Here is a 23987-nt window from a genome sequence, read left to right as displayed (position 1 = left end):
ACAAGCAGAGTCACTATCAGCGTGCAGCATGAGCTCTTAAGGCCTGTCAGCCAGTCGTTGAGATAGATTTTCTGATACATATGAAACTCTCCCTGTTTTGAAATTCTTTTTTATGATTCCAGAAGTCAGGAGGGGCGGCTACAGGTCATGAGAGATAAACGTTCGCAGCCGAGGGGCCTCGAAGACCATTTATTCGACAAAACTCAACGCGTAATCCGGGGATGAGTACTTCTGAGTCACGGAGACTTAAGGCTGAAATGTGAAGCTGTACATCTTTGCGACCATCGGAGGGGGAGATAAGGCCTTTACCGCTCTTGCAGTCAAAGGCTTTGACAATTCCTGTCATTTTACGAGACAAAAAAATTCCTTAAAGCTAATAACGTGTTGCACTATACACATACCCCTGGATAATGCCAGAAATATTTTTCAGCAATCGTGAGATCTGGATAGCTAAAATAAACATTGATTATTATATACGCCCGTGCGTTAATGGTCGCGTCGGTTTGAAGAACAGACAAAATACAAAGTAGTTTACTAAAGCAGTTCTCATTTCAGGTGTTTTATATTTATCCCTTCTTTGAGTCTCCCCACTAAGCACTAAGTAGTTTCTGTAATAAAACCATGTTCGCCGGAAGGCCAAATTAAGGAATACAAAATGTCAAAAAAGATGAATGGTTTAGTAAAATGGTTTAATGCCGATAAGGGATTCGGTTTTATTTCTCCTGTTGACGGTAGTAAAGATTTATTTGTACATTTTTCTGCTATCCAGAGCGATAATTTCCGCACCTTGTTTGAAGGGCAAAAAGTCTCTTACTCCATTGAGAATGGTACTAAAGGTCCGGTTGCTGGCAATGTAGTTATTACAGAGTAAATCCTTTTTTTGTCTGTATGCGATAACGAAGAAGGCTAAAGCCTGAGTAGACATACTGACAAAAGCAATGAATGTATTGTTGGGTCAGTAGAGATGAAATGTTACTGATCCGGCATTCAGGGCAATGGTCAGCATATTTCATCTCTCTTTTGCATGAGAAAGTATGCTGACCATTGTGATTACGTGTAGGTTCGCTGCACGAAAAGTCTAACCACTCGCTTTGCACGACAACATACGCAAGAGGATAGCTTTTCCCAGATATCACCATAATTTTTATTTTTTAAATATGAAAATACTAAACCCGCAGCCAGCGGGTTTTCTGTTATCTGTAGCTTGATAAATATTAAAATACAGAGGTGGTGATTCTGTTCCAGAAATAGAGTCTAAAACGGATTCAGGCTGCTTCTTTTTGGTTTGTCTGGAATACTTTATTGCAATGAGGACAGATTAAAAGAGAACCTTTTTGTACTCTTGAAAAACTGTGTTCAGATTGTTGGGTGCAGTTTGGGCAGGTGCATTTGACAAGATAGTTGCGGCGTGATTTAGAGTCTTTACGTTCTGACATAGGCTTTTCCTTGAGTGGATGAACTTCAACCATACCCTAATTTGTCCAAAAAATCTTAACTTTATGATGTTTTGGATATGTAAATATAAAGAAAAGGTATCGCAAAGAGCCTGATGATAAGGGCGGCTTCCCAAATTTATTTCTGTAATCCTCAATCTCCCTGGCTGCGTGGTTCTAATGAAAATACGAACAGATTGCTCAGACAGTATTTTCCAAAAGGAGCTGGCTTATCGGTTCGCAGCCAGCAAAGAATTAACATTGTTGCATCCAGCAGTTGAACGCACAGCAAAAAGCGGACGTTTTTGAGCTCAGTAAAAAAGGACGTTATATTTTCGCCTGATTGACGCGGGATGATAGCTCCTGATGGCTCTCTTTTCGTTCGCTGTAGCGATCGGCAAGGTAATCGGTTTGCCCCTTGAGCAGCAGCGTGATTTTAAACAACTCCTCGGCGACATCGACGATACGATCATACCAGGACGAAGGTTTCATTCGCCCGCTCTCATCGAATTCTTGCCAGGCTTTGGCTACTGAGGACTGGTTAGGGATCGTGAACATCCTCATCCAGCGCCCAAGGATACGCATCTGGTTCACGGCGTTAAAAGACTGCGACCCGCCGCAGACCTGCATCACCGCCAGTGTTTTTCCCTGTGAAGGGCGAACAGCCCCTTCGCTTAAGGGTATCCAGTCGATCTGTGCCTTCATCACCGCACTCATTGCCCCATGCCGCTCTGGGGAACTCCACACCATCCCATCACACCATCTGACCAGCTCACGCAGCTCGGTGACTTTTGGGTGCGTATCTGGGGCATCATCCGGCAGGGGTAAACCTGAGGGGTTAAACAGTCTTACTTCCGCTCCCATCGCCGTCAGCAGGCGTCCTGCTTCTTCTGCGGCAAAACGACTGTAAGAACGCTCTCTTACCGAGCCATACAGGATCAGTATGCGTGGCGGCTCCTGGAGCTGCAGGCGTTCAGCAATCTGCTGATCGAAGCAATCAGCATTCAGTGCAGGAAAGTGTTCCATTTTTTACTCCTCCGGGAGGTTCTGTGATTTCAAATTCAACACATATGATTTATCATATATGTATTCTAAAGGGAACGGAGTAAAAAATGCTACAGCCTGTTCAGCTTTTTAAAATCCTGTCGGATGAAACCCGTCTCGCGATTGTTATGCTTCTCCGGGAATCCGGCGAACTGTGCGTATGCGATATATGCGCGGCGACCTCTGAATCACAGCCTAAAATTTCTCGCCACATGGCTATTCTGCGTGAAGCAGAGCTGGTGCTTGACCGCCGGGAAGGCAAATGGATTCACTACCGTCTGTCTCCCCACATGCCAGCGTGGGCCGCTGAGACGATCACGACGTCCTGGCAGTGTCTGAGGAAAGATGTGGGTGAATGGCTGAAAAAATCAGCCTGCACATCCTGTTGAGAGAATTTTTCACATACACATAATCATATATAAAGGAATCTAAAATGCTTTTGGCAGGGAGTATTTTTATACTGACGCTGGTCCTGGTCATCTGGCAGCCCAGAGGTCTCAGCATTGGCTGGAGCGCAAGTATCGGAGCCTTACTGGCACTGGGGACGGGGGTCATCCACATTGATGATATTCCCGTAGTCTGGAATATCGTCTGGAACGCAACAGCGGCATTCATCGCGGTGATTATCATCAGCCTGCTGCTTGATGAGTCCGGTTTCTTTGAATGGGCCGCGCTGCATGTCTCCCGCTGGGGTAACGGGCGTGGTCGCCTGCTGTTTACCTGGATAATACTGCTTGGTGCTGCTGTTGCTGCGCTGTTTGCTAACGACGGTGCAGCACTGATACTGACGCCGATTGTGATTGCGATGTTGCTCGCCCTGGGGTTCAGCCAGGCGACGACGCTGGCCTTTGTCATGGCTGCAGGGTTTATCGCAGATACTGCCAGCCTGCCGCTGATTGTCTCTAACCTGGTCAATATTGTTTCGGCGGATTTCTTCGGCCTGGGCTTTACACAGTATGCCTCCGTGATGGTCCCTGTGAACCTGGCGGCCATTGCTGCCACGCTGGTCATGCTCCATCTCTTCTTCCGCCGCGACATCCCGGCCAGTTATGATGTTTCACTGCTCAAGATGCCTGCCAGTGCGATTAAAGATCCGGCGACGTTCAGGGCGGGCTGGATTGTTCTGCTGTTCCTGCTGGTCGGTTTCTTTGTTCTGGAGCCGCTGGGGATCCCTGTAAGCGCGATAGCAGCAGTTGGGGCTGCGGTGCTGTTCGTGGTAGCCAAGCGTGGCCACGCCATTAATACCGGGAAAGTGCTGCGCGGGGCGCCCTGGCAGATCGTGATTTTCTCGCTGGGTATGTATATGGTCGTCTACGGCCTGCGTAATGCAGGACTCACCGAGTATCTTTCTGCTGTACTCAATATGCTGGCAGACAAAGGTTTATGGGCTGCCACGTTCGGTACCGGCTTCCTGACTGCCTTCCTGTCGTCTGTGATGAACAATATGCCGACGGTGCTGATTGGTGCATTGTCCATAGACGGGAGTGCTGCGACTGGCGTCGTCAAAGAGGCGATGATTTATGCCAATGTGATTGGCTGCGATTTAGGTCCTAAAATCACCCCGATAGGCAGTCTGGCAACTCTGCTGTGGCTTCATGTGTTGGCACAGAAAAATATGACCATCACCTGGGGATATTACTTCCGCACCGGCATTATCATGACTCTGCCCGTGCTGTTCGTCACGCTGGCCGCGCTGGCGTGGCGGCTCTCTGTCACTTTGTAATGAGATACTGATATGAGCAACATTACCATCTATCACAACCCGGCCTGTGGCACCTCGCGTAACACGCTGGAGATGATCCGTAACAGCGGTAACGAACCAACTATTATTTATTATCTCGATACGCCCCCGACTCGTGATGAACTGACCAAACTGATTTCAGATATGGGCATTTCAGTACGCGCATTGCTGCGCAAGAACGTTGAACCTTATGAGCAATTGGGTCTTGATGAGGATAAGTTTTCTGATGAGCAGTTGATCGATTTTATGATTCAGCATCCGATCCTGATTAATCGACCGATTGTTGTGACGCCGCTTGGTACGCGTCTTTGTCGTCCCTCAGAAATTGTGCTGGATATTTTACCTGAAGCTCAGAAAGGCTCTTTTACCAAAGAGGATGGCGAAAAGGTCATTGACGAAACAGGGAAACGGGTTAAGTAATCTTTCCGCTTAATATTATCGGGTGCCTGTTGACTTCATACCGGTGCCTGCTCTTCGCTGATAACCCTCGTTCACGACTGGAGAAGCTGATTTGCGGGGGTATCAAAACAGGTTCATTAGCCTGCCCACTTGCCAGAAGAGGCATTTGTCTCACTCCGAATGCATTTCGTTTATCAATTATTGAAATAAATATATACATAATAGTTTTTGATTAGCAGAACTTACCGATGCAGGTCAGTTGAGGCAATTTCATTTCCCTTAGGGTAAGAGTCAAAAACTATCATGAAACAAGAGCTTGTATTGACAGATGAAGACTTACTTGCACGAGGTAACGATCGTTACGTCTTTCAGCATCCACAGGATAGTAACCTGCTGATCAAAATCGTTATTTCAGATATTGCGAACTATAAAAGCAAGTTACGGGAAGTCTTCCGGGACCTCAAAGAATGCAAGCCTGGTCATCAAACAGACTCTCTTTATATGCAAAAGATCGAAGGTCTTGTTGAAACAAATAAAGGTCTAGGGCAGATCACTGTGAAGGAGTGCGATGAGCATGGCAACCTTGCTCAAACTCTTTATCAGCTTGCTCTGAAAAAAGAACTCGATGACAGCAAATTGCAGAAGTTGAATGCTTTTTTAGCATGGTTTGTCAGCACCAGGGTCATTATTAACTCCTTGCATTGTAAAAACATTGTTTATGCCTGGGATAGAGAGCGTCAGGATTATCGCTTCAAAGTCATTGACGGTTTTGGTGACAAAACGTTTTTTCAACTCAGTAAGCTTTCGCAATCAGTTCGCGATAAGAATAAAATCAAATGTCTCAAGCGGATGCTTAACGATTTGAACGGTCTGCAACAAGCTTAACCACGCAGGTTAAAAATAATCGAATCATCAGTTTTCTGTTGCCGGACTTCCGATCCCGCATACCTGATTAACACAGGTGTTTACGCAGAAGTAAGTTACATATTAACTTCTTGAAAAATATCCTGAACTGCTCGGCGTTCGTGCTGTGCGGGGGCAAATCCCACACCGGATACTATGGGAAAGAATAGAACAATCAAAGCAATAAGCCGTGTCGTGAAACCACCTACGGGTGGTTTTTTGTGCCGGCTTTTGACGAACCATAGGTATTTTGCGTCAAGTAAGCCTGCCAGATACGTTAAGCCGCCCGCTACACACTCCCCATTGCCAATCAATCTATCGACGAATCGGTGCATTAAACATAAACCCTCCCCGGGCTGGGTTGTTGATAAAGCCATCCCGGGCGGGATTATAGTTGTGGTCCTGAAAACCATTCATCATGATGGGATCGCCTATGCCATCCTGAATTGCCAAATGTCTGGGGATTCGGTTACGTGCCCTGAATGTGAAAGCGAAATCATCCGTCCCGCCAATGATGATGACGCCATTTCCTGCAAGAAGTGCCGCGCTTAACTCTTGCTCTCTTGCGGCCTGGTTTTGTAACGCGCTGGCTGCGGCGGACGATGACGCCAGCAGCAATACGAGGACGGCGCATGACAATACCGGTGGCAGTTTCATGATTAATACCCATTAAAAGTATGGCTATTAAAGTATAGTCTTATGTCGTCATCTCATCTGAATAGAAAATGAACAGTTTAAGCCTGTTGCCTGTACGGAGTCTGAGGGGGCGGGAGAAGAGCGCCGCGCAATTAAGAACTATAATAAAAACAGTCGACAGTTGATGACTCCAGTTTGCAGATAGTACCGATACAGGGGGCGGTTATGCGCGTCTCATTTTCTCCGCGAGTTGCGTTCACCGCATTGCTCATTTTTAGCTTTGCAGTATCCCCGGCGGAAAACGGAGGGCCATTTTCGCCGTACGCCAGGAGCGCGGATCCTGTTGCATTGTCGCAGCAGTCATTCAATCACATGATCTCTTACCAGGTTATGATGCGATCCTCATCTGCGCGGGATGAAAATAAAATCATTCGCTACAGTTATCAAAAACCCGGCTACGTGCGAATGGATTTTACCCAGCCACATTCAGGCGCGGTGCTTATTTTTAATCCTGTCAGCGGGAAAGTGACGTTATGGCCATTTGGTGTGGGTACGTTGCCCGTTTTGCACCTGTCGCCCACCAATTCATTGATCCAGGATGAGCGAGGTCATCGGGTGGATCGCTCTGATATCGGCGTGTTGTTGGGCAATGTTCGCCATCTGCAACGCGAGGGAACAACTACCGTTGTTGCTAAGGAGCGCCTTGCGGGACGGGAGACGACACACATATCCGTAATGGGGCCAGGAAAACAGACCGTAGATGGCGTTCACCGCTACGACATCTGGCTGGATAACTATCATGGACTCCCTGCCAAAGTGATCAGCTATGCGCCAGATGGGCAGCGATTAGAAACTGTTCTTCTGGATGCTATGGTTATCAACACCCGTTTCCCCGTCAATTTTTTCACGCCTTGAGGGAGCCTGCACTATGGCTGACTATCAGTTTTCCACAGTCTGGCGGGTTGAGGCTTCAATTCAGGAGGTATGGGATGTTTTTTCCCATCCGGACAGGTGGCCTGAATGGTGGGGAAGTCTGGAACGCATCGTTGAGATAAGGAAAGGGGATTTACGGGGTATTGGGGCGTTGCATCGTTATACCTGGAAAGGGGCGCTTCCTTATCGCTTAACCTTTGATATCAATGTGTTGAAAATACGGCCTTGCACACTGCTTGAAGGACAAGCCAGCGGTGCGGTGGAAGGGCGAGGGGTATGGTCTTTTACTGCCAATGGTACAGCGACTATTGTCAGATATGACTGGCATGCGCGTACCACGATCCGTTGGATGAATTATCTTGCCCCGCTGGCAGCACCTGTATTTCGCTGGAATCACAATACGGTCATGCGCGAGGGGGCAAGAGGGTTAGCCCGCAAACTGGCAACGACTGTGTATATAGTCTGAACGTATCTCCGCTGCTGTACTTTTTTGGCTGTAAATGGCTTAATAGCGACCTTGCAGTTTCTCACTTCATTCACAGTTAACAGGTCTGTTATTGATGAATAATCTCCATCGACTCGCCTTTTTATGCCAGCCTCTGTCTGCTGTGATGATCGCGTACGGTTTCCCCTTTAGCCGTAGCTCAACTCTTACAACCTGGACAGACAGCAATGCAACGTCGTCAGTTTCTCAAAAATAGCGTTCTCCTTTCCGCCGCCGGATTAGTCGGCCCTGCAGTCATTAGCCAGACGGTACGTGCCGCTGAGCCATCCGTTGCGCCAATAGCTCGTCGACGCTTTGTCTTATCCCAAACGTATAAACTCAATCCTCCTAAGGGATCGAGCGGCGTGGTGAAACTGTGGATCCCGCTACCGGTGGATACCGCATTTCAACAAATGACGGCGCTTGCCTTTAGCGGAAACTATAAGCAGGCGTACGTCACCACCAATAATACCTACGGCGCGAAAACGCTGTTTGCCACCTGGGCTGACTCGCAGGGTGAATTGTTGGTTAAAGTTGATATCGACATTGAAACCGCCGACTGGGAACCGCTGAAGCAGGACGCGCTGAAAAACTGGCAGGCACCTGAGAAGATTATTTATCCGCTGGATGTAAAACCGTATCTGTTGCCGACGGCACATACCCCAGTTGATGGACTGGTCCTGGAAACCGCGCGTAAAATCACTGGTAATGAGCAGGATCCGCTGAAAAAAGCGCGCCTGATTTACGAATGGGTCAGCAGCCATATGGAGCGTGACAACGACGTTATTGGCTGCGGCACGGGGGATGTGGCGGAGATATTAAAAAGCGGTAAGCTCAAAGGAAAATGCACCGACATGAGCTCCGTTTTTGTTGCTCTGGCGCGGGCCAGCGGTATTCCGGCGCGCGAACTGTTTGGCATCCGTCTGGGCAAGGCCAATAAGCTCGAACGTTACTCGAAAAGTGCTTTTGGCACAGCCGACAGTGCAGGCGTTGCCAATGTGAGCGGCGGTCAACACTGCCGTGCTGAGTTCTATCTGGCAGGTTACGGTTGGTTACCGTGCGATCCTGCTGACGTGACCAAAATGCGTCTGGCAGAGAAAAAAACGCATCAGGATGCCGATGTCCAGGCGGTTAACGCTTACCTGTTTGGTAACTGGGAAATGAACTGGGTTGGATTCAACTACGGACGTGATTTCGAGTTGTATCCGGCAACGGAGCAGGGGGCCATGAATAACTTTGGTTATCCTTACGCTGAAGTCGATGGTGACCCGATCAATTTTTATGATCCTAAAGCGTTCTCCTACAGCTATGTCGCCACAGAACAACGCTAAAGGTGCGGGGCTTACCCTGTTGACGGCTGCTGCGGCCGCCGTCACCGCTGGCTTATGCTGTGTTGGACCGCTACTTTACCTGCTGTTTGGTATTTCGGCGGCGAGCTTCGCCGTTTTCACCCGGTTTGAGTTTTTGCGAACTCCTCTGGTACTGCTGTCCCTGGGATTATTACTGCGTGTCTTCTGGCGGCTCTATTTTTCCAAACGGTTGTGGTGCTCCGGGGGGTTAACTCTGAAGCAAGCGCGCGTTCTCTACTGGTGCGCGCAGGCATTGATTTTACCGGTGCTATTTTACCCAACGCTTGTTGCCTGGTTTTATGAGGTATTTGAATGAAGATCTTCACGTTAGTTGCATGCTTGCTGTTGCCGCTGTGGGCTCAGGCGGCCAATCAAAAAGTGGTGCTGGATATACAAAATATGACCTGCTCGTTATGCGTTATTTCGGTCAACCAGGCGCTACGTGAAACCGACGGTGTGATTAAAGCAAAATCCTCTCTCAAAACCCGGCAGGCAGAAGCCATCGTGCCAGAAGGTTTCCCAACCGATACTCTACTTAACGCAGTAGCGAAAACGGGCTATACCGCAACGCTCAACCGTATTGAACAACAGTAAACCACCTGCGGGTGGTTTTATTGTGTTTTCCCGGTATGATGCCCGGCGGCTTAGTGTTCTCTTTTGTGCGTTAACTACCGGAATTCCCCTCTTTTCCTGTTAACCTGAACAGGCGGCTGCTGTAAGCCGCATATGCCCATTTATATCTGTTATCCCTCCAGCCATGTAGGATGATCACAGGCAAGATTTTTTGACTAAGGAAAAGCGTTATGAAAACGGGACCATTAAACGAGAGCGAACTGGAATGGCTGGATGATGTACTGACTAAGTACAATACAGATAAGGCTATTCTGGATGTGTCAGAACTGGATGGTTTACTGACGGCGGTACTGAGTTCACCGTATGAAATTGAACCGGAGCAGTGGTTGGTCGCTATTTGGGGCGGCGCGCAGTATGTTCCTCGCTGGTCCTCCGAAAAAGAAATGACGCGTTTCATGAACCTGGCGTTTCAACATATGGCGGATACGGCCGATCGCCTGGATGAATATCCTGAGCAGTTTGAGCCGCTGTTTGGTTTGCGTGAAATTGACGAGCATGAACTGACCATCGTTGAAGAGTGGTGTTTTGGTTATATGCGCGGCGTCGCGCTGTCGGACTGGTCCGCGTTACCAGACTCGTTAAAACCGGCGCTCGAGGCTATTGCGCTGCACGGTACGGAAGAAAACTTTGCGGTCGTTGAGAAAATGACGCCAGAAGCGTTCGAAGAGAGCGTGGATGCCATCCGCCTGGCGGCGCTGGATCTGCATGCTTACTGGATGGCGCATCCTCAGGAAACGCCGATTAAAGTACCGGTCAAAGTGGATGCCAAGGTAGGGCGCAATGACCCTTGTCCGTGCGGTAGCGGCAAAAAATATAAGCAGTGCTGTTTGCATTAAGAAAAAGGGGCGTTAAGCCCCTTTTGTTTTAACCCACTTCCGGTAGTAATCCTGCTGCAATAGAAAACTGTACGGCTATCACCACAATGCCGCACAAAAATACCAGCGCCAGCGCCGGAGCACCCCCCGCCACGCGGTAGTTAGCCTGTGGATTCTGTTTTCTGCTCTGCCATGCCAGCATCGAGGGAATGAGCAGCGCCAGCACCGCCAGGGCAACGCCCGCATACCCCAGGGCCATGACGAAACCACGCGGATAGAACAGCGCGAATGCCAGCGGCGGCAGGAAGGTCACCACGCCGGTTTGCATTCTTCCTGCTACGGTATTGCGGCGCTGGAAGAGGTCGGCCAGGTAGTCAAATAATCCCAGTGCGACGCCGAGGAAAGAGGTTGCCAGCGCAAGGTCGGCAAACAGATGCACCGCCAGTTCGACGTGCGGCGAAGCCACGACTTCACGTAATGCTTGTAATAAACCGTTTAAACCAGCGTGGTTGGCTAACAGCCCCATGAACGTTGAGGAGTTAATACTGCCAAGCGTGGCCAGTTGCCAGAAGATATAGGCGACTAGCGGAATGGCGCTACCGGTGATAAACACCCAACGCAGTTTACGGATGTTACCGTTCATATAGCTGACGATACTGGGGACGCTGCCGTGAAAACCGAACGAAGTGAAGATAACCGGGATTGCAGAAAGTGCCAGCCCCTGCTGAAGCGGCAACGTAAGCAGGTTTACTTTATGGATATGCGGCATTAACAGGGCCAGCATCACCACCAGGAAGATTATCTTGGCACTGAACAACAGACGGTTGAACAGATCGACCAAAGATGTGCCAACGCAAACCACGCCACCGGCAACAAAGGTGAACAGCAGTACGCCTGTTGTCGGGGAGAGTGTTGTCCCGGTCCAGTCGCTGATGCTGGAAGCCAGCAACTCACCAGCGCCACTGATATACGCCGCCGTCAGCGCGTACATTAAAAACATCATGCTAAAGCCCGTTACCCATTGTCCGTAACGACCAAGATAACGTTTTGCCAGCGTACCCAACCCGGTGTCTGCCGGTACGTGTTGATACACTTCAAGCAGCAACAGCGCGGTGTAGCACATTAGCGCCCAAAGACTCACTAACAATACCAGCGTGACGCTAAACCCCACGCCTGCCGCGGCCAGCGGCATTGCCAACATACCGGCACCAATCGTGGTTCCCGCCACGATAAAAATACTACCCAGGGTTCTGTTTTTCACGCTTTCCTCTGTCCCAGAGATAATCAACGGTTATATCTGCGGCGCAGGTTAAGGCAAAACGCTATTTTCGTCAAATCACCGTTACAATGAATGTACATTAATCTTTACGATGTTTGGCGCGTTAAGATGTATCACAAATGATATTTATCTGCGGGTAAACCTGCGTTAGCGCAAAGTAAGGTCGTGCCGTTCACATTAGGCTACGGACTTTATTGAGGAGGTAGTATGGAATCTATTCACGGTCACGAAGTGCTCAACATGATGATTGAATCTGGCGAGCAGTATTCAAATGCCAGCCTTGAAGCGGCGATTACGGCACGGTTTGGCGAGCAGGCTCGTTTTCACACCTGTTCTGCAGCGGATATGTCGGCAGCTGAGCTGGTGGCGTTTTTAGCGGCGAAGGGAAAATTTATTGCAAAAGAAGACGGCTTCTCTACGCACGAAAGCAAGATCTGCCGTCACTGATTTTAGCGGGTAATGATGGCGGGTTGCCTTCATTACCCCACAACATTAATTCTGTGTATCAAGCGTAGCCAGTTCTTTATCGATGAAATAAAGACCTTCGCCACTTTTCCCTGCCAGCGATAACTTATCAATGACAGATTTAAATAATTTCTCTTCTTCATGCTGCTCGGCAACATACCATTGCAGGAAATTAAACGTCGGATAATCCTGGTGGGTCATTGCCGCGTGTGCCAGCTCATTAATTTTCTGGGTGATCAACTGCTCGTGTTCGTAAGTAACACGGAACAGTTCGTCCAGAGACGCATATTCAGCAAAGGGGGAAGAGACGGTGTTAATACACGGCAAGCTGCCGGTATCGGTCAGGTAGTCAAACAGACGCTGCATATGCGTCATCTCTTCCTGGGCGTGACGGCGCAAAAACGCGGCGGCGCCTTCAAAGCTGTGATAGCTGCACCACGCGCTCATCTGTTGGTAGAGCAGAGATGAATATAATTCAAGGTTCATTTGCTCATTCAGTTGGTCGATCATTTCTGTTTTCAGCATGGTTGTGCTCCACAAACGTTATTATATATTAGCGTGGCGTCACTATAATTTGTTATTTAATTATTTGCAAAAGGTAAAATAATAAATTTATTTATTAAAAATGCGAATGGGAATAAAACGCATTAACGCTATTAAGCGGGGAATATAAATAATGAAAAGGCAGAAGACCAGCAATAATGTGCTGGTCGAAAATATTAATAATTGAAGGCAGGCGATTGGGATACCGCAACGCCGTGACACTGCCAGGCGAGCGTGATTTTGGTATTTAAGCACAGAGAACCGGCATATACGCTACAGGTTGACACCGGCTGACCAAACGCCATTGCGTTGGCATAACCCAGGCGCTGACACTCTTTGGTGGCTGTGCCTTGGGTCACGTAATCATCGGTACGCGCCGTTTGTAGCATGGCCTGGTTGTAGGTCAGGCGAACGACGCCGGTGATGGCACTGGCTTCGCTGACCTGCGCCTGTTTAGTAATAGTGCATCCTGTCAGCACGAGCGGCAAAAGGGCAAGGATAAAGGTCTTCATGTGATCGCTCTGAAAGTTCGGAGATAGGCTATCATGGCATATGTGGTGGCGCATCAATGGCTTGAATAGCCCGAAGATCACCTGCGATTAATCGCAACGACGTCATTTTATTGAGGCTATTCTGAGCTGTCTCAGAAAAAATGTGAGCACCACATTATTTTATAAAACAAAATTTCATTAAATTTGAAGGTGAGTTTGCAAAATAGTAATGTGGCCTGAATGTTATGACTTTCAGCGGGCCTCCGCAGCGCATTCAGGAGATTACAGAATGAAAATTGCATTGATGATGGAAAACAGCCAGGCAAGCAAAAATGCCATCATTCATAACGAGCTTAAAGCCGTTGCGGATGAGAAAGGTTTTCCAGTGTATAACGTCGGGATGAGCGACGAAAATGACCATCATCTGACCTACATCCATTTAGGGATTATGGCCAGCATCCTACTCAATTCCAAAGCCGTGGATTTTGTGGTTACGGGGTGCGGTACGGGCCAGGGGGCAATGATGTCACTGAATATACATCCGGGCGTGGTGTGCGGTTACTGTCTCGATCCGGCAGACGCATTCTTGTTCTCTCAGATCAACAACGGGAATGCGCTTTCTCTGGCATTCGCCAAAGGTTTTGGCTGGGGTGCTGAGCTGAATGTACGCTATATGTTTGAAAAAGCATTCACTGGTCGTAACGGCGAAGGGTATCCACCAGAGCGTAAAGAGCCGCAGGTGCGTAACGCGGGTATTCTGAACCAGGTGAAAGCGGCGGTGGTAAAAGAAAACTATCTGGACACTCTGCGCGCTATCGATCCTGAACTGGTAAAAACCGCCGTATCTGGTCCGCGCTTCCAGCAGTGCTTCTTTGAAAACTGCCAGGACAAAGCGATCGAAGCGTTTGTACGCGAGATAGTTGGCTAAATCCTGTTGGCCCGGCGGTGTTCGTCTGCCGGGCTATTTGTTCTTGCTAGATACTGCGCTTCCAGCATCATGGGTAAGCCGCAGCGTATCAACCATACCTACCAGACAAATAATCGCAATTGCGACAAAGGCCAGCCGGAAACTGATCCCCGGAATATTGCCTAACGCCAGCCATTCACTCACCTCTTCGCCGATACGGATCCCGATAGCGGCCAATGAAATGCCCAAGCCTACCGCTAATTGTGTTGCCGTACTGAACAGCGTATTGGCGTAGCTCATTTGTGGTCCGGGGACGTCCGCAAAGGCAAGCGTGCTGATGCCGGTAAACTGAATTGAGCGGAACACGCCGCCCAGATACAACACCAACAAAATAACCCACACCGGGGTCTGCGGCGTAATTAATGCGCAGGCCAACAGCGCCAGGACGTTTAACGCACCGTTGATTAACAGCAGTTTCTTAAAGCCCAGCCAGCGTATCAACGGCGTGGTGGCAGGTTTTATCGTCAGATTGCCCACAAACACCGCCAGAACCAGCGAACCCGCGTGAAAAGCGTTCATGCCAAAACCGACCTGGAACATTAACGGCAGCAGAAATGGTACAGCGCTAATAGATGCACGAAATAGTGACCCGCCGTACAGGGTGACGCGAAAAGTAGGGGCGCTCATGGCATCAAGACGAATCATCGGCCAGGTAGTGCGACGAAAATGATGCAGGGCAAACAGAAAGGTCACGGTTCCTAGCGCCAGCAGCCCGGCGGTTAGCCAGCCCTGCGGCTGCTGGGTTCCCAGTAACTCCATGGCATACACCAGGCTAACCATCGCAACAGAGGTCGCGATAAAACCCGCTATATCAAATGGACGGCGCTCGTCGTCATGAATATCCGGGATGAAACGTAGCGCCAGCGCGATCGCCAAAATTCCCAGCGGTACGTTAATAAAGAAGATCCAACGCCAGTTAGCATAGCTGGTAATGAATCCTCCAAGCGGTGGTCCGATGATAGGCGCGACTAACGCGGGCCAGGTCAGGGTAGCTATGGCGGTGATCAACTGATGTTTAGGCGTGGTGCGCAGTACCGCGAGACGGCCAACAGGAACCATTAGCGCGCCACCCACACCCTGTAAAATTCGCATTGCTACAAAGCTCTCAAGGCTTTCGGACAAACCGCATAAAACCGAAGCGAGAGTAAAAATCGCCAGCGCCAGGGTAAACACTTTTCGGGCACCGAAGCGATCCGCAATCCAGCCGCTGGCGGGGATAAGCACCGCGAGGGTGATCAAGTAGGCGCTGATACCAATGTTCAGGTCTACCGCCTGTACGCCAAAGCTTTTGGCCATGTCGGGTAGGGCTGTGGCAATCACCGTGCCGTCAATAAATTCCATAAAGAAAGCCCCGGCAACAAGTAATGCTGCCGGGGAAAGACCGCGTTGGTTCTCAACCGCTAACTGTTCACTCATGTTGTGCTTGCCATCTCAAAAGAAACTGACTAGACCTTTTTTATTTTCAGCGCATTTGTAATGTGTGCGCGGCTATCGTTTCGATCGCTGAATAGGTACTATGACGACCTTTCTATAAGGAGCTCACTATGTCCCAAACATTGAATGCCGATCAGGAACTGCTCTCGGACGTTGTTGCCTGTCAGCTGGTTATCAAGCAAATTCTGGATGTTCTTGATGTTATTGCCCCGGTAGAAGTTCGGGAAAAAATGTCCAGCCAACTGAAAAACATCGATTTTTCCAGCCATCCTGCAGGGGCCGATCCGGTCACTATGCGCGCAATACAAAAAGCGGTTGCCTTGATCGAGTTGAAATTCACGCCGCAGAATGAATCCCACTAAAATAAACCGTTGTTTCAGATTTTAGAAAGGTTTTTTTGCGCCTCGCAGAATGGGAGGCGCGTGCCAGGGAAAATCAGAGGTTGACCGGATAAGGTGCGCTGCATCGCTATCCGGCATTAACGCGATGAAAACTGAAGATTAGTGATGCTGGTAGTTAACGACGTTGAGCAAGTGCTTATCGGTTTGCGCCATGCACAACCCCGCGCGTTTGGCGCTGCGGACTTCATCAAGAATCGTCTGTAACAGCACGCCATCCTGCTGCTGCTCTTTTTCCAGGTCGTGAAGAAAATCAATGGTTGGCGCATCGTTTAATGCTTCAGCTTCATTGGTTAAACGCGAGAGTTTACTCGAACGCTGTTGATATTCATCCAACGTTTTCTGAAACAATTCTTCAAGGGAACTCAGTTCATCACCCGGCACATCCATGGCCTTGACGATGGGATTAGCCCCGGCACTTTTCATAAAATTGAACATACGCATCATTTGAGTCACGTTACCTTGCGCCTGCGTGCGTAGAAACGTGGCTGTACCTGTCAGGCTATGCTCGTAGCACCATTCGCTGAGATGCAGGTAAAGATTCGAGGCGTAGAACTCGAGATTCATTTGTGTATTGAGTTTATGAACAATTCCAACTGCAGCCATATCAATATCCTTATTTCCAGAAAGGGGGATGTACGTTACTCACGCCAGTACAGCGGGCTGCCGCTGCACTTCACCTCTACGTACAATTAAAACTGTTAGCAGAATAAATCCGTTCCGCCGGTCCTTTAGTGATCACGAATTATATTCGCTCCGATCGAGATTCAGCATAACGCTTGCCCTGGTATAAGAAAATCCTTAAATCTGCGTATTTATGTTTTTTTACATATTGTCATAACAGTATTCATGCTTCTGCTGTTTTGGCATATAGATGACATGAATGTAAGGGGTTGAAATTTATGTCATTAAATGGTTTTCATGATAATGAAATGGTGTTTCATATCACAAAATTAAATTCCACAATAAGGTATTGTCTGGCATCTGATGATTATCTGCCCAAGTTGAAAGGCAATTTCACGATCGGGATGGATTAGTACAAATTATCTGATGGCTAATTTTTTGCGCCAGATCAGTTTTAATCAAATTGAGAAATTTAACAGTCTGCACTGGTCATCATTAATTGTTTCGTTTATGTCGATTAAGCAAGGAGTTACATATGAAGAAGGTTGCGGTGCTGCTGGCACCCGGTTTTGAAGAGGCGGAGGCGATTGTTACCCTTGATATTCTGCGTCGCCTGAATATCGAAGTCGAAACCCTGGCCTGCGCAGAGTCACGTGCGGTGGTGAGTTATCATGACGTACCGATGGTGATGGATAGCACGCTGGCCGCGCGCCAGACATATCTCTACGATGCCGTCGTATTGCCAGGCGGGCCGCAGGGCAGCGTTAATCTTGCCGCCAGTGAGGCGGTCATCCAGTTTGTATCCCGTCATGATCAGGCAGGAATGCTCATTTGCCCGGTATGTTCTGCGGCCGCGCGCGTGTTGGGCGGCAACGGTCTGCTGAAGGGGCGTCGCTATGTTTGCTCAGGAGATCTGTGGCAAAACGTCACGGACGGGGAATATATCGATGCGCCGGTTGTTGAAGATGGCAATCTGATTAGCGGCAAAGGATTAGGGCATATTTTCGATTTTGCGTTGACGCTTGCGGCGCGCCTGCTGGGAGATGACATTCCGGTTCGCGATCACGCTGACCACATTTATTACCGATGGTAATCATGTTCCCGAATGCTTCGGTATTCGGGAACAAGGATTCGTTGGCTGATGTTATGGATTAATTTGCTATCCCTCTTTTTTCCCGTCGACAAAACCGCGTTTTTTTATGTCATTTCCCGCTGAATTTATGTACGCAATTACTGTAATTCTGTGGTGTGATGCCGCTCTCTTATGGAGAATCAATTTCCCGCTAAAACTACTCTCAGCACTGGCATTGATCTTATCACTAAAAGGTAATGCCTTGTTTTACGTCCGAATTACAAAAAATCGTCTGATTTTACCCTACATAAAAGAACGTTAAAGCTGGAGTTAACCATGCACAAATTCACTAAAGCGCTGGCTGCCATCGGTCTGGCTGCCATTATGTCACAATCCGCTATCGCTGAATCCATGAAGCTCGGTTTCCTGGTCAAACAACCGGAAGAACCGTGGTTCCAGACTGAATGGAAATTTGCCGATAAAGCCGGTAAAGACCTTGGCTTTGAGGTGATTAAAATTGCCGTCCCGGATGGTGAGAAGACCCTTAACGCCATCGACAGCCTGGCTGCAAGTGGCGCAAAAGGGTTTGTGATTTGTACGCCGGACCCCAAACTCGGGCCTGCCATTATGGCCAAGGCGCGTGGCTACGATATGAAAGTCATTGCCGTCGACGACCAGTTTGCTAACGCCAAAGGTAAGCCGATGGATACCGTGCCGCTGGTGATGATGGCTGCAACCAAAATTGGTGAGCGCCAGGGCCAGGAGCTGTATAAGGAGATGCAAAAGCGCGGTTGGGATGTGAAATCCACAGCCGTAATGGCCATTACCGCGAATGAACTCGATACCGCGCGTCGCCGTACATCGGGTTCAATGGAAGCGCTTAAAGCCGCAGGCTTCCCGGAAAAACAGATCTACCAGGTCCCCACAAAATCGAATGACATCCCCGGGGCATTCGATGCCGCTAACTCCATGCTGGTTCAGCACCCTGAAGTCAAACACTGGCTGATTGTTGGCATGAACGACAACACCGTGCTGGGCGGCGTACGTGCGACCGAAGGGCAGGGCTTCAAAGCGCCGAATGTGATTGGTATCGGCATCAACGGCGTTGATGCCGTGAGCGAACTCTCCAAAGGCGAAGCGACCGGGTTCTACGGTTCACTCCTGCCAAGCCCGGACGTTCACGGCTACAAATCAAGTGAGATGCTCTACAACTGGGTAACGAAAGGTGCAGAGCCACCGGCGTTTACGGAAGTGACGGATGTGGTGCTGATTACCCGCGATAACTTTAAAGAAGAACTGGCGAAGAAAGGCTTAGGCGGTAAATAACACAAATGCCGGATGCGACGCCAACGCGTCTTATCCGGCATACGAATTGCGTACTCAGTCGGCCGGATAAGGCAAAGCCGCTATCCGGCATAAAGATCTGACTCACGGAGACGTTATGCAACAGTCTACCCCGTATCTCTCATTTCGCGGCATTGGCAAAACGTTCCCCGGCGTTAAAGCGCTCACGGATATTAGTTTCGACTGCTATGCCGGTCAGGTGCATGCGCTGATGGGCGAAAATGGCGCCGGGAAATCAACACTATTAAAAATTCTCAGCGGTAACTATGCGCCAACGACGGGGTCTTTGGCGATCCGCGGACAAGAGGTTTCGTTTGCGGACACCAATGCTGCGCTGAACGCCGGTGTTGCCATTATTTACCAGGAGCTGCATCTCGTCCCGGAAATGACCGTTGCCGAGAATATTTATTTAGGGCAGATGCCGCACAAAGGCGGAATTGTGAACCGCTCGCTGCTGAACTATGAAGCGGGGCTTCAGCTTAAGCATCTGGGCATGGATATCGATCCCGATACGCCGTTGAAATACCTCTCCATTGGTCAATGGCAGATGGTGGAGATTGCGAAAGCGCTGGCGCGCAACGCCAAAATTATCGCGTTTGATGAACCGACCAGCTCCCTTTCAGCGCGCGAGATTGAGAATCTGTTTCGCGTCATCCGTGAGCTACGCAACGAAGGGCGCATCATTCTGTACGTTTCGCACCGTATGGAGGAGATCTTTGCCCTTAGCGATGCCATCACCGTGTTTAAAGATGGTCATTACGTCAAAACGTTCACGGATATGCAGCAGGTCGATCACGACGCGCTGGTGCAGGCGATGGTCGGGCGCGACCTCGGTGATATTTATGGCTGGAAATCCAGACCTTATGGTGCAGAGCGCCTGCGTTTGCATGACGTCAAAGCCCCAGGCGTGCGTACCCCGATCAGTTTATCGGTGCGCAGTGGTGAAATTGTTGGATTGTTTGGACTGGTGGGCGCCGGACGTAGCGAATTAATGAAAGGTCTGTTTGGCGGCACGCGTATCACGGCAGGCCAGGTGTTTATCGATGAACAGCCTATTGATATCCGTAAACCGAGCCACGCCATTGAAGCGGGGATGATGCTGTGCCCGGAAGATCGCAAGGCTGAAGGGATCATTCCGGTCCATTCGGTGCGTAACAACATCAACATCAGTGCCCGTCGTAAACATGTTCTGGGCGGATGCGTGATCAACAACGGCTGGGAAGAGACCAATGCCGATCACCATATTCGCTCACTCAATATTAAAACGCCGGGCGCGGAACAACTGATTATGAACCTCTCCGGGGGTAATCAACAGAAGGCTATTCTCGGCCGTTGGTTATCGGAAGAGATGAAAGTGATTTTGCTGGACGAACCTACACGCGGTATTGATGTGGGCGCCAAGCATGAAATTTATAACGTGATTTATGCCCTCGCAGCGCGCGGCGTGGCCGTGCTGTTTGCTTCCAGCGATCTGCCTGAAGTGCTCGGTGTCGCCGACCGTATCGTGGTGATGAGAGAAGGCGAAATTGCCGGTGAGTTACTTCATGAACAGGCGGATGAGCGCCAGGCGTTAAGCCTTGCTATGCCAAAAGTTAGCCAGGCTGTAGCCTGAATAAGGAGAGAATGATGTCTTCCGTTTCAACATCGGGTTCAGGTGCTGCAAAGTCGGCGCTAAATCTTGGTCGCATTTGGGATCAATACGGGATGCTGGTCGTGTTCGCCGCGCTGTTCCTGGTTTGTTCCCTCTTTGTGCCTAACTTTGCCTCTTTCATCAACATGAAGGGGCTGGGGCTGGCGGTATCGATGTCGGGTATGGTCGCGTGTGGGATGCTGTTTTGCCTGGCATCCGGTGACTTCGACCTGTCCGTTGCCTCCGTGATTGCCTGCGCCGGGGTCACTACAGCCGTGGTCATTAATATGACCGAAAGCCTGTGGATTGGCGTGGCTGCCGGGCTACTGCTCGGTATTCTATGTGGTCTGGTGAATGGGTTCGTGATTGCGCGGCTGAAAATTAACGCCCTGATCACGACCCTTGCGACGATGCAGATTGTGCGTGGTCTGGCCTACATTATTTCCGACGGTAAGGCGGTAGGGATTGAAGACGAGCGCTTCTTCACTCTCGGCTACGCCAACTGGTTTGGTCTGCCGGCACCTATCTGGATCACGGTCGTCTGTTTCATCGTTTTTGGCTTACTGCTCAATAAAACCACGTTTGGTCGTAACACGCTGGCCATTGGGGGGAATGAAGAGGCGGCACGTCTGGCTGGGGTTCCGGTCGTTCGTACCAAAATTATTATCTTTATTCTGTCCGGGCTGGTATCCGCCATCGCCGGGATTATCCTCGCATCACGTATGACCAGCGGCCAGCCAATGACCTCAATCGGCTATGAGCTGATCGTGATTTCCGCGTGCGTGTTAGGGGGCGTTTCGCTTAAAGGCGGCATCGGAAAAATCTCATATGTGGTAGCCGGGGTGTTGATTCTGGGAACGGTTGAGAATGCAATGAACCTGCTGAACATCTCTCCGTTCGCACAGTATGTCGTACGTGGTCTGATCCTGCTGGCGGCGGTGATCTTCGACCGTTACAAGCAAAAAGCGAAGCGTACTGTTTGATGATTTTAACCCCAACTTTTTAGTCTAGCTTTAGCTCATCGCCAGCCGCTACCCGGCTGGCGATTGTTTTTCCAAATGGCGAGCATGGTCACACTGTCTATACTTATATCCGTCATACATCATATATACGGCGCGATCCGCGCGGCGTACAGACCATGATGAGGAGGATAACCGGGTGACAGCATCACTGATCTTACCCCCTGAACAATCTGCAAGCTGTGCTTATTTTTTTGATCTCGATGGGACACTGGCTGAGATCAAACCTTATCCAGACCAGGTCGTTGTCCCTCAGACAATCCTGCAGTTATTACATCAGTTGGCGACGCATAATGCGGGTGCGCTGGCATTGATTTCAGGGCGCTCGATGGCTGAGCTTGACGCGCTTACCACTCCCTTTCGTTTTCCGCTCGCCGGAGTGCATGGGGCAGAACGCCGTGACATCAATGGTCAAACTCATATAGTGCGCCTGGCTGCGGCAATAGAGCGCGAAGCAGGAGAGCTATTAAGTACCGCCTTGGCGACGATGCCGGGTACAACGCTTGAAGCAAAAGGGATGGCGTTCGCACTGCACTATCGCCAGGCCCCGGAACATGAAGCGGCGCTAATTAATCTGGCTCAGCGCATCACGCACAGATGGCCGCAGTTGGCTTTACAGCACGGAAAATGCGTTGTGGAGATAAAACCAAAGGGTACGAACAAAGGTGACGCAATTGCCGCATTTATGCAGGAAGCACCTTTTGCCGGACGGGTCCCCGTTTTTTTTGGTGACGATCTGACGGACGAAACAGGATTTGGCGTGGTTAATCGCGCAGGGGGCATTTCCGTGAAGGTGGGGAATGGAGCGACGCAGGCGACATGGCGTCTGGATGGCGTGAGTGATGTCTGGCACTGGCTGGAACAAATTAACTCTTCGCAGCAAGAATCGAAAGCAACGAATAACAGAAGAGGTGGCTATGAGTCGTTTAGTCGTAGTATCTAATCGTATCGCCTCACCCGATGACAAAGGGAGCGCAGGTGGGCTTGCCGTCGGTGTGCTGGGCGCGTTGAAGGCTGCTGGTGGCCTGTGGTTTGGCTGGAGTGGCGACACGGGTAATGAGGACAAACCATTAAAAAAAGTCACGCGTGGCAATATTACCTGGGCTTCGTTTAATTTGAGTGAACAGGATTACGAAGAGTATTACTGCCAGTTTTCTAATGCGGTTTTATGGCCTGCATTTCATTATCGCCTCGATTTGGTGCAGTTTCAGCGTCCTGCATGGGAGGGCTATCAGCGGGTGAATGCCTTGCTGGTAGATAAACTGCTGCCGCTGCTCAGCGATGACGACATAATCTGGGTTCATGATTACCATCTGTTGCCGTTTGCCAGCGAGCTGCGTAAACGCGGCGTGAATAACCGTATCGGTTTTTTCCTGCACATCCCTTTTCCGACGCCGGAAATCTTTAATGCCTTACCCCCACATCAGATGCTACTTGAGCAGATGTGTGATTTTGATTTACTCGGTTTCCAGACCGAGAACGATCGTCAGGCTTTTCTGGATTGTCTGGCAGCCCAGACTCAGGTAACCACTCAGAGCGAGCAGCACCACCGTGCATGGGGAAAAGCGTTTCGTACCCAGGTCTATCCCATCGGTATTGAGCCGGATGAGATCGCCCGCCAGGCTTCCGGACCTTTGCCGCCGAAGCTGGCGCAACTGAAAGCAGAACTCAAAAATGTGCAGAATATCTTCTCCGTTGAGCGTCTGGATTATTCTAAGGGTTTGCCGGAGCGCTTTCAGGCCTATGAGGCTCTGCTGGAACACTATCCGCAGCACCATGGTAAAATTCGCTACACCCAGATAGCGCCAACTTCGCGTGAAGAGGTGCAGGCCTACCAGGATATTCGGCACCAACTGGAGACTGAAGCGGGGAGGATTAACGGTAAATATGGGCAGTTGGGCTGGACGCCGCTCTATTATCTGAATCAGTACTTTGATCGTAAATTGCTGATGAAAATCTTCCGCTACTCTGATGTAGGGCTGGTGACGCCGCTGCGAGATGGTATGAACCTGGTCGCGAAAGAATTCGTGGCCGCGCAGGATCCTGCCAACCCCGGCGTGCTGGTGTTATCGCAATTTGCCGGGGCCGCGAATGAGCTAACTGCCGCGCTTATTGTTAATCCTTATGACCGCGACGAAGTGGCTGGCGCATTAAACCAGGCTCTGACGATGCCGCTTGCTGAGCGTATCTCCCGCCACGCTGAGATGCTCGAAACTATCATTAAAAACGATATCGACAACTGGCAGGCGAAGTTCATTTGCGATCTGGAAAAAGTCATCCCACGTCAGAGTAAACAGCCATTGCCAGACAACGTTTCTCCCTGCACTAAACTGGCGTAACGCTCAGAAAAC

The 23987-nt window shown here is 49.8% G+C and carries 29 protein-coding genes and 1 pseudogene; 21 read left to right on the top strand and 9 right to left on the bottom strand.

Translation table 11 applies throughout. The annotated features are described in order from the left end of the window. Nucleotides 1-145: 145 nt before the first annotated feature. Nucleotides 146-358: a cold shock-like protein CspH gene (cspH, locus tag N0B36_RS07155; protein ID WP_049040548.1), complete on the bottom strand. Its 213-nt coding sequence runs from the start codon at nucleotides 356-358 to the stop codon at nucleotides 146-148. A gap of 297 nt (nucleotides 359-655) precedes the next feature. Between cspH and cspA the strand changes: the two genes are divergently transcribed. Further along, nucleotides 656-871, top strand: a complete 216-nt coding sequence (cspA, locus tag N0B36_RS07150) for an RNA chaperone/antiterminator CspA (RefSeq protein WP_016153470.1) — start codon at nucleotides 656-658, stop codon at nucleotides 869-871. Nucleotides 872-1265: 394 nt separating this feature from the next. Here the strand turns inward: cspA and N0B36_RS07145 are convergent, their stop codons facing one another. Then, nucleotides 1266-1436 carry a YnfU family zinc-binding protein gene (locus tag N0B36_RS07145; RefSeq protein WP_162835200.1) on the bottom strand — a complete coding sequence of 57 codons (171 nt, stop codon included), beginning with the start codon at nucleotides 1434-1436 and terminating at the stop codon, nucleotides 1266-1268. Between the two features lie 131 nt (nucleotides 1437-1567). Between N0B36_RS07145 and N0B36_RS07140 the strand changes: the two are divergent. After that, nucleotides 1568-1702: pseudogene (locus tag N0B36_RS07140) on the top strand (IS30 family transposase); the annotation flags it as partial. A 58-nt stretch (nucleotides 1703-1760) separates the two neighbouring features. Here N0B36_RS07140 and arsH read toward each other — a convergent pair. After that, nucleotides 1761-2459, bottom strand: coding sequence for an arsenical resistance protein ArsH (arsH, locus tag N0B36_RS07135; protein ID WP_181547470.1), 699 nt, complete (start codon nucleotides 2457-2459; stop codon nucleotides 1761-1763). Between the two features lie 86 nt (nucleotides 2460-2545). Between arsH and N0B36_RS07130 the strand changes: the two genes are divergently transcribed. From N0B36_RS07130 to N0B36_RS07115, 4 genes are all read left to right on the top strand, one after another. Further along, on the top strand, nucleotides 2546-2866 hold the full coding sequence (locus tag N0B36_RS07130) for a transcriptional regulator (protein ID WP_016153468.1): 321 nt from the start codon (nucleotides 2546-2548) through the stop codon (nucleotides 2864-2866). A gap of 44 nt (nucleotides 2867-2910) precedes the next feature. Continuing rightward, on the top strand, nucleotides 2911-4200 hold the full coding sequence (locus N0B36_RS07125) for an arsenic transporter (RefSeq protein ID WP_016156830.1): 1290 nt from the start codon (nucleotides 2911-2913) through the stop codon (nucleotides 4198-4200). Nucleotides 4201-4212: 12 nt separating this feature from the next. Continuing rightward, nucleotides 4213-4638: a glutaredoxin-dependent arsenate reductase gene (arsC, locus tag N0B36_RS07120; RefSeq protein ID WP_016153466.1), complete on the top strand. Its 426-nt coding sequence runs from the start codon at nucleotides 4213-4215 to the stop codon at nucleotides 4636-4638. A 282-nt stretch (nucleotides 4639-4920) separates the two neighbouring features. Next, on the top strand, nucleotides 4921-5502 hold the full coding sequence (locus N0B36_RS07115; RefSeq protein ID WP_259686241.1) for a PhoP regulatory network YrbL family protein: 582 nt from the start codon (nucleotides 4921-4923) through the stop codon (nucleotides 5500-5502). Nucleotides 5503-5835: 333 nt separating this feature from the next. On the opposite strand, the gene N0B36_RS07110 is transcribed toward N0B36_RS07115, so the two are convergent. Further along, nucleotides 5836-6177, bottom strand: coding sequence for a hypothetical protein (locus tag N0B36_RS07110; protein WP_259686240.1), 342 nt, complete (start codon nucleotides 6175-6177; stop codon nucleotides 5836-5838). Between the two features lie 204 nt (nucleotides 6178-6381). Here N0B36_RS07110 and N0B36_RS07105 point away from each other — a divergent pair, with 204 nt between their 5' ends. The 6 genes from N0B36_RS07105 (at nucleotide 6382) to N0B36_RS07080 (ending at nucleotide 10391) form a co-directional block, all read left to right on the top strand. Beyond that, entirely contained in the window at nucleotides 6382-7071 is a 690-nt protein-coding gene (locus N0B36_RS07105; protein WP_094761586.1) for a DUF1571 domain-containing protein, read from the top strand. A 13-nt stretch (nucleotides 7072-7084) separates the two neighbouring features. Next, the gene (locus N0B36_RS07100; RefSeq protein WP_259686239.1) at nucleotides 7085-7555 is read left to right on the top strand and encodes an SRPBCC family protein; all 471 of its coding nucleotides are present in this window, start codon (nucleotides 7085-7087) and stop codon (nucleotides 7553-7555) included. A 206-nt stretch (nucleotides 7556-7761) separates the two neighbouring features. Continuing rightward, on the top strand, nucleotides 7762-8904 hold the full coding sequence (locus N0B36_RS07095) for a transglutaminase-like domain-containing protein (protein WP_259686238.1): 1143 nt from the start codon (nucleotides 7762-7764) through the stop codon (nucleotides 8902-8904). After that, a complete protein-coding gene (locus tag N0B36_RS07090; protein WP_259686237.1) occupies nucleotides 8882-9238 on the top strand; it encodes a mercuric transporter MerT family protein in 357 nt (118 codons plus the stop codon). The genes N0B36_RS07095 and N0B36_RS07090 overlap by 23 nt, the downstream gene beginning before the upstream one ends. Further along, the gene (locus tag N0B36_RS07085; RefSeq protein ID WP_003833910.1) at nucleotides 9235-9516 is read left to right on the top strand and encodes a heavy-metal-associated domain-containing protein; all 282 of its coding nucleotides are present in this window, start codon (nucleotides 9235-9237) and stop codon (nucleotides 9514-9516) included. Before N0B36_RS07090 ends, N0B36_RS07085 begins: the two co-directional genes overlap by 4 nt. 209 nt (nucleotides 9517-9725) lie before the next feature. Beyond that, nucleotides 9726-10391, top strand: coding sequence for a YecA family protein (locus tag N0B36_RS07080; RefSeq protein WP_016153459.1), 666 nt, complete (start codon nucleotides 9726-9728; stop codon nucleotides 10389-10391). A 28-nt stretch (nucleotides 10392-10419) separates the two neighbouring features. Here N0B36_RS07080 and tyrP read toward each other — a convergent pair whose 3' ends face one another. Continuing rightward, nucleotides 10420-11631: a tyrosine transporter TyrP gene (tyrP, locus tag N0B36_RS07075; RefSeq protein ID WP_016153458.1), complete on the bottom strand. Its 1212-nt coding sequence runs from the start codon at nucleotides 11629-11631 to the stop codon at nucleotides 10420-10422. Between the two features lie 225 nt (nucleotides 11632-11856). Here tyrP and N0B36_RS07070 point away from each other — a divergent pair, with 225 nt between their 5' ends. Further along, nucleotides 11857-12096 (top strand): YecH family metal-binding protein, encoded by a 240-nt coding sequence (locus tag N0B36_RS07070; protein WP_016153457.1) that lies wholly within the window; start codon nucleotides 11857-11859, stop codon nucleotides 12094-12096. Nucleotides 12097-12141: 45 nt separating this feature from the next. On the opposite strand, the gene ftnA is transcribed toward N0B36_RS07070, so the two are convergent. Continuing rightward, nucleotides 12142-12639, bottom strand: coding sequence for a non-heme ferritin (gene ftnA, locus N0B36_RS07065; protein WP_043016759.1), 498 nt, complete (start codon nucleotides 12637-12639; stop codon nucleotides 12142-12144). A gap of 194 nt (nucleotides 12640-12833) precedes the next feature. Continuing rightward, a complete protein-coding gene (locus N0B36_RS07060) occupies nucleotides 12834-13169 on the bottom strand; it encodes a YecR-like lipofamily protein (RefSeq protein WP_016153455.1) in 336 nt (111 codons plus the stop codon). 268 nt (nucleotides 13170-13437) lie between these two features. On the opposite strand from N0B36_RS07060, the gene N0B36_RS07055 reads away from it, so the two are divergent. Continuing rightward, on the top strand, nucleotides 13438-14076 hold the full coding sequence (locus N0B36_RS07055) for an RpiB/LacA/LacB family sugar-phosphate isomerase (RefSeq protein ID WP_016153454.1): 639 nt from the start codon (nucleotides 13438-13440) through the stop codon (nucleotides 14074-14076). Nucleotides 14077-14109: 33 nt separating this feature from the next. Here N0B36_RS07055 and N0B36_RS07050 read toward each other — a convergent pair whose 3' ends face one another. Beyond that, nucleotides 14110-15531, bottom strand: coding sequence for an MFS transporter (locus N0B36_RS07050; protein WP_259686236.1), 1422 nt, complete (start codon nucleotides 15529-15531; stop codon nucleotides 14110-14112). A 128-nt stretch (nucleotides 15532-15659) separates the two neighbouring features. On the opposite strand from N0B36_RS07050, the gene N0B36_RS07045 reads away from it, so the two are divergent. Then, the gene (locus tag N0B36_RS07045; RefSeq protein ID WP_016153452.1) at nucleotides 15660-15911 is read left to right on the top strand and encodes a DUF2766 family protein; all 252 of its coding nucleotides are present in this window, start codon (nucleotides 15660-15662) and stop codon (nucleotides 15909-15911) included. A gap of 138 nt (nucleotides 15912-16049) precedes the next feature. Here N0B36_RS07045 and N0B36_RS07040 read toward each other — a convergent pair whose 3' ends face one another. Further along, the gene (locus N0B36_RS07040; RefSeq protein WP_016153451.1) at nucleotides 16050-16553 is read right to left on the bottom strand and encodes a non-heme ferritin-like protein; all 504 of its coding nucleotides are present in this window, start codon (nucleotides 16551-16553) and stop codon (nucleotides 16050-16052) included. Between the two features lie 553 nt (nucleotides 16554-17106). On the opposite strand from N0B36_RS07040, the gene N0B36_RS07035 reads away from it, so the two are divergent. The 6 genes from N0B36_RS07035 to otsA all read left to right on the top strand — a co-directional run bounded on the left by N0B36_RS07035 (nucleotide 17107) and on the right by otsA (nucleotide 23975). Then, complete coding sequence (locus tag N0B36_RS07035; RefSeq protein ID WP_259686235.1) at nucleotides 17107-17664, top strand: DJ-1/PfpI family protein; 558 nt, start codon at nucleotides 17107-17109, stop codon at nucleotides 17662-17664. A 315-nt stretch (nucleotides 17665-17979) separates the two neighbouring features. Further along, nucleotides 17980-18969 carry an arabinose ABC transporter substrate-binding protein gene (locus N0B36_RS07030; protein WP_003034602.1) on the top strand — a complete coding sequence of 330 codons (990 nt, stop codon included), beginning with the start codon at nucleotides 17980-17982 and terminating at the stop codon, nucleotides 18967-18969. A 115-nt stretch (nucleotides 18970-19084) separates the two neighbouring features. Then, nucleotides 19085-20599, top strand: a complete 1515-nt coding sequence (gene araG / locus N0B36_RS07025; RefSeq protein ID WP_016156817.1) for an arabinose ABC transporter ATP-binding protein AraG — start codon at nucleotides 19085-19087, stop codon at nucleotides 20597-20599. Nucleotides 20600-20613: 14 nt separating this feature from the next. After that, nucleotides 20614-21600 (top strand): L-arabinose ABC transporter permease AraH, encoded by a 987-nt coding sequence (gene araH / locus N0B36_RS07020; RefSeq protein ID WP_047502108.1) that lies wholly within the window; start codon nucleotides 20614-20616, stop codon nucleotides 21598-21600. A 175-nt stretch (nucleotides 21601-21775) separates the two neighbouring features. Then, nucleotides 21776-22579 carry a trehalose-phosphatase gene (gene otsB, locus N0B36_RS07015; RefSeq protein WP_259686234.1) on the top strand — a complete coding sequence of 268 codons (804 nt, stop codon included), beginning with the start codon at nucleotides 21776-21778 and terminating at the stop codon, nucleotides 22577-22579. After that, nucleotides 22554-23975 carry an alpha,alpha-trehalose-phosphate synthase gene (gene otsA / locus N0B36_RS07010; RefSeq protein ID WP_259686233.1) on the top strand — a complete coding sequence of 474 codons (1422 nt, stop codon included), beginning with the start codon at nucleotides 22554-22556 and terminating at the stop codon, nucleotides 23973-23975. Before otsB ends, otsA begins: the two co-directional genes overlap by 26 nt. Nucleotides 23976-23987: the final 12 nt, after the last annotated feature.

This window comes from Citrobacter sp. XY323, assembly GCF_025106035.1.
Classification (GTDB): Bacteria; Pseudomonadota; Gammaproteobacteria; order Enterobacterales; family Enterobacteriaceae; genus Citrobacter; species Citrobacter braakii.
The sequence above is the reverse complement of the archived record's forward strand: the minus strand, read 5'-3'. Positions and strand labels throughout refer to the sequence as shown.

Bases quoted from the DNA above. Each gene is read 5' to 3' on its own strand.
- N0B36_RS07050 (WP_259686236.1), bottom strand. From the start codon at position 15,531: ATGAGTGAACAGTTAGCGGTTGAGAACCAACGCGGTCTTTCCCCGGCA.
- araH (WP_047502108.1), top strand. From the start codon at position 20,614: ATGTCTTCCGTTTCAACATCGGGTTCAGGTGCTGCAAAGTCGGCGCTA.
- N0B36_RS07060 (WP_016153455.1), bottom strand. From the start codon at position 13,169: ATGAAGACCTTTATCCTTGCCCTTTTGCCGCTCGTGCTGACAGGATGC.
- arsH (WP_181547470.1), bottom strand. From the start codon at position 2,459: ATGGAACACTTTCCTGCACTGAATGCTGATTGCTTCGATCAGCAGATT.
- N0B36_RS07070 (WP_016153457.1), top strand. From the start codon at position 11,857: ATGGAATCTATTCACGGTCACGAAGTGCTCAACATGATGATTGAATCT.
- N0B36_RS07110 (WP_259686240.1), bottom strand. From the start codon at position 6,177: ATGAAACTGCCACCGGTATTGTCATGCGCCGTCCTCGTATTGCTGCTG.
- N0B36_RS07130 (WP_016153468.1), top strand. From the start codon at position 2,546: ATGCTACAGCCTGTTCAGCTTTTTAAAATCCTGTCGGATGAAACCCGT.
- N0B36_RS07055 (WP_016153454.1), top strand. From the start codon at position 13,438: ATGAAAATTGCATTGATGATGGAAAACAGCCAGGCAAGCAAAAATGCC.
- N0B36_RS07040 (WP_016153451.1), bottom strand. From the start codon at position 16,553: ATGGCTGCAGTTGGAATTGTTCATAAACTCAATACACAAATGAATCTC.
- N0B36_RS07085 (WP_003833910.1), top strand. From the start codon at position 9,235: ATGAAGATCTTCACGTTAGTTGCATGCTTGCTGTTGCCGCTGTGGGCT.
- N0B36_RS07115 (WP_259686241.1), top strand. From the start codon at position 4,921: ATGAAACAAGAGCTTGTATTGACAGATGAAGACTTACTTGCACGAGGT.
- arsC (WP_016153466.1), top strand. From the start codon at position 4,213: ATGAGCAACATTACCATCTATCACAACCCGGCCTGTGGCACCTCGCGT.
- N0B36_RS07125 (WP_016156830.1), top strand. From the start codon at position 2,911: ATGCTTTTGGCAGGGAGTATTTTTATACTGACGCTGGTCCTGGTCATC.
- N0B36_RS07080 (WP_016153459.1), top strand. From the start codon at position 9,726: ATGAAAACGGGACCATTAAACGAGAGCGAACTGGAATGGCTGGATGAT.
- N0B36_RS07095 (WP_259686238.1), top strand. From the start codon at position 7,762: ATGCAACGTCGTCAGTTTCTCAAAAATAGCGTTCTCCTTTCCGCCGCC.
- N0B36_RS07145 (WP_162835200.1), bottom strand. From the start codon at position 1,436: ATGTCAGAACGTAAAGACTCTAAATCACGCCGCAACTATCTTGTCAAA.
- N0B36_RS07100 (WP_259686239.1), top strand. From the start codon at position 7,085: ATGGCTGACTATCAGTTTTCCACAGTCTGGCGGGTTGAGGCTTCAATT.
- N0B36_RS07090 (WP_259686237.1), top strand. From the start codon at position 8,882: ATGTCGCCACAGAACAACGCTAAAGGTGCGGGGCTTACCCTGTTGACG.
- otsA (WP_259686233.1), top strand. From the start codon at position 22,554: ATGAGTCGTTTAGTCGTAGTATCTAATCGTATCGCCTCACCCGATGAC.
- cspA (WP_016153470.1), top strand. From the start codon at position 656: ATGTCAAAAAAGATGAATGGTTTAGTAAAATGGTTTAATGCCGATAAG.
- araG (WP_016156817.1), top strand. From the start codon at position 19,085: ATGCAACAGTCTACCCCGTATCTCTCATTTCGCGGCATTGGCAAAACG.
- N0B36_RS07105 (WP_094761586.1), top strand. From the start codon at position 6,382: ATGCGCGTCTCATTTTCTCCGCGAGTTGCGTTCACCGCATTGCTCATT.
- ftnA (WP_043016759.1), bottom strand. From the start codon at position 12,639: ATGCTGAAAACAGAAATGATCGACCAACTGAATGAGCAAATGAACCTT.
- N0B36_RS07030 (WP_003034602.1), top strand. From the start codon at position 17,980: ATGCACAAATTCACTAAAGCGCTGGCTGCCATCGGTCTGGCTGCCATT.
- N0B36_RS07035 (WP_259686235.1), top strand. From the start codon at position 17,107: ATGAAGAAGGTTGCGGTGCTGCTGGCACCCGGTTTTGAAGAGGCGGAG.
- N0B36_RS07045 (WP_016153452.1), top strand. From the start codon at position 15,660: ATGTCCCAAACATTGAATGCCGATCAGGAACTGCTCTCGGACGTTGTT.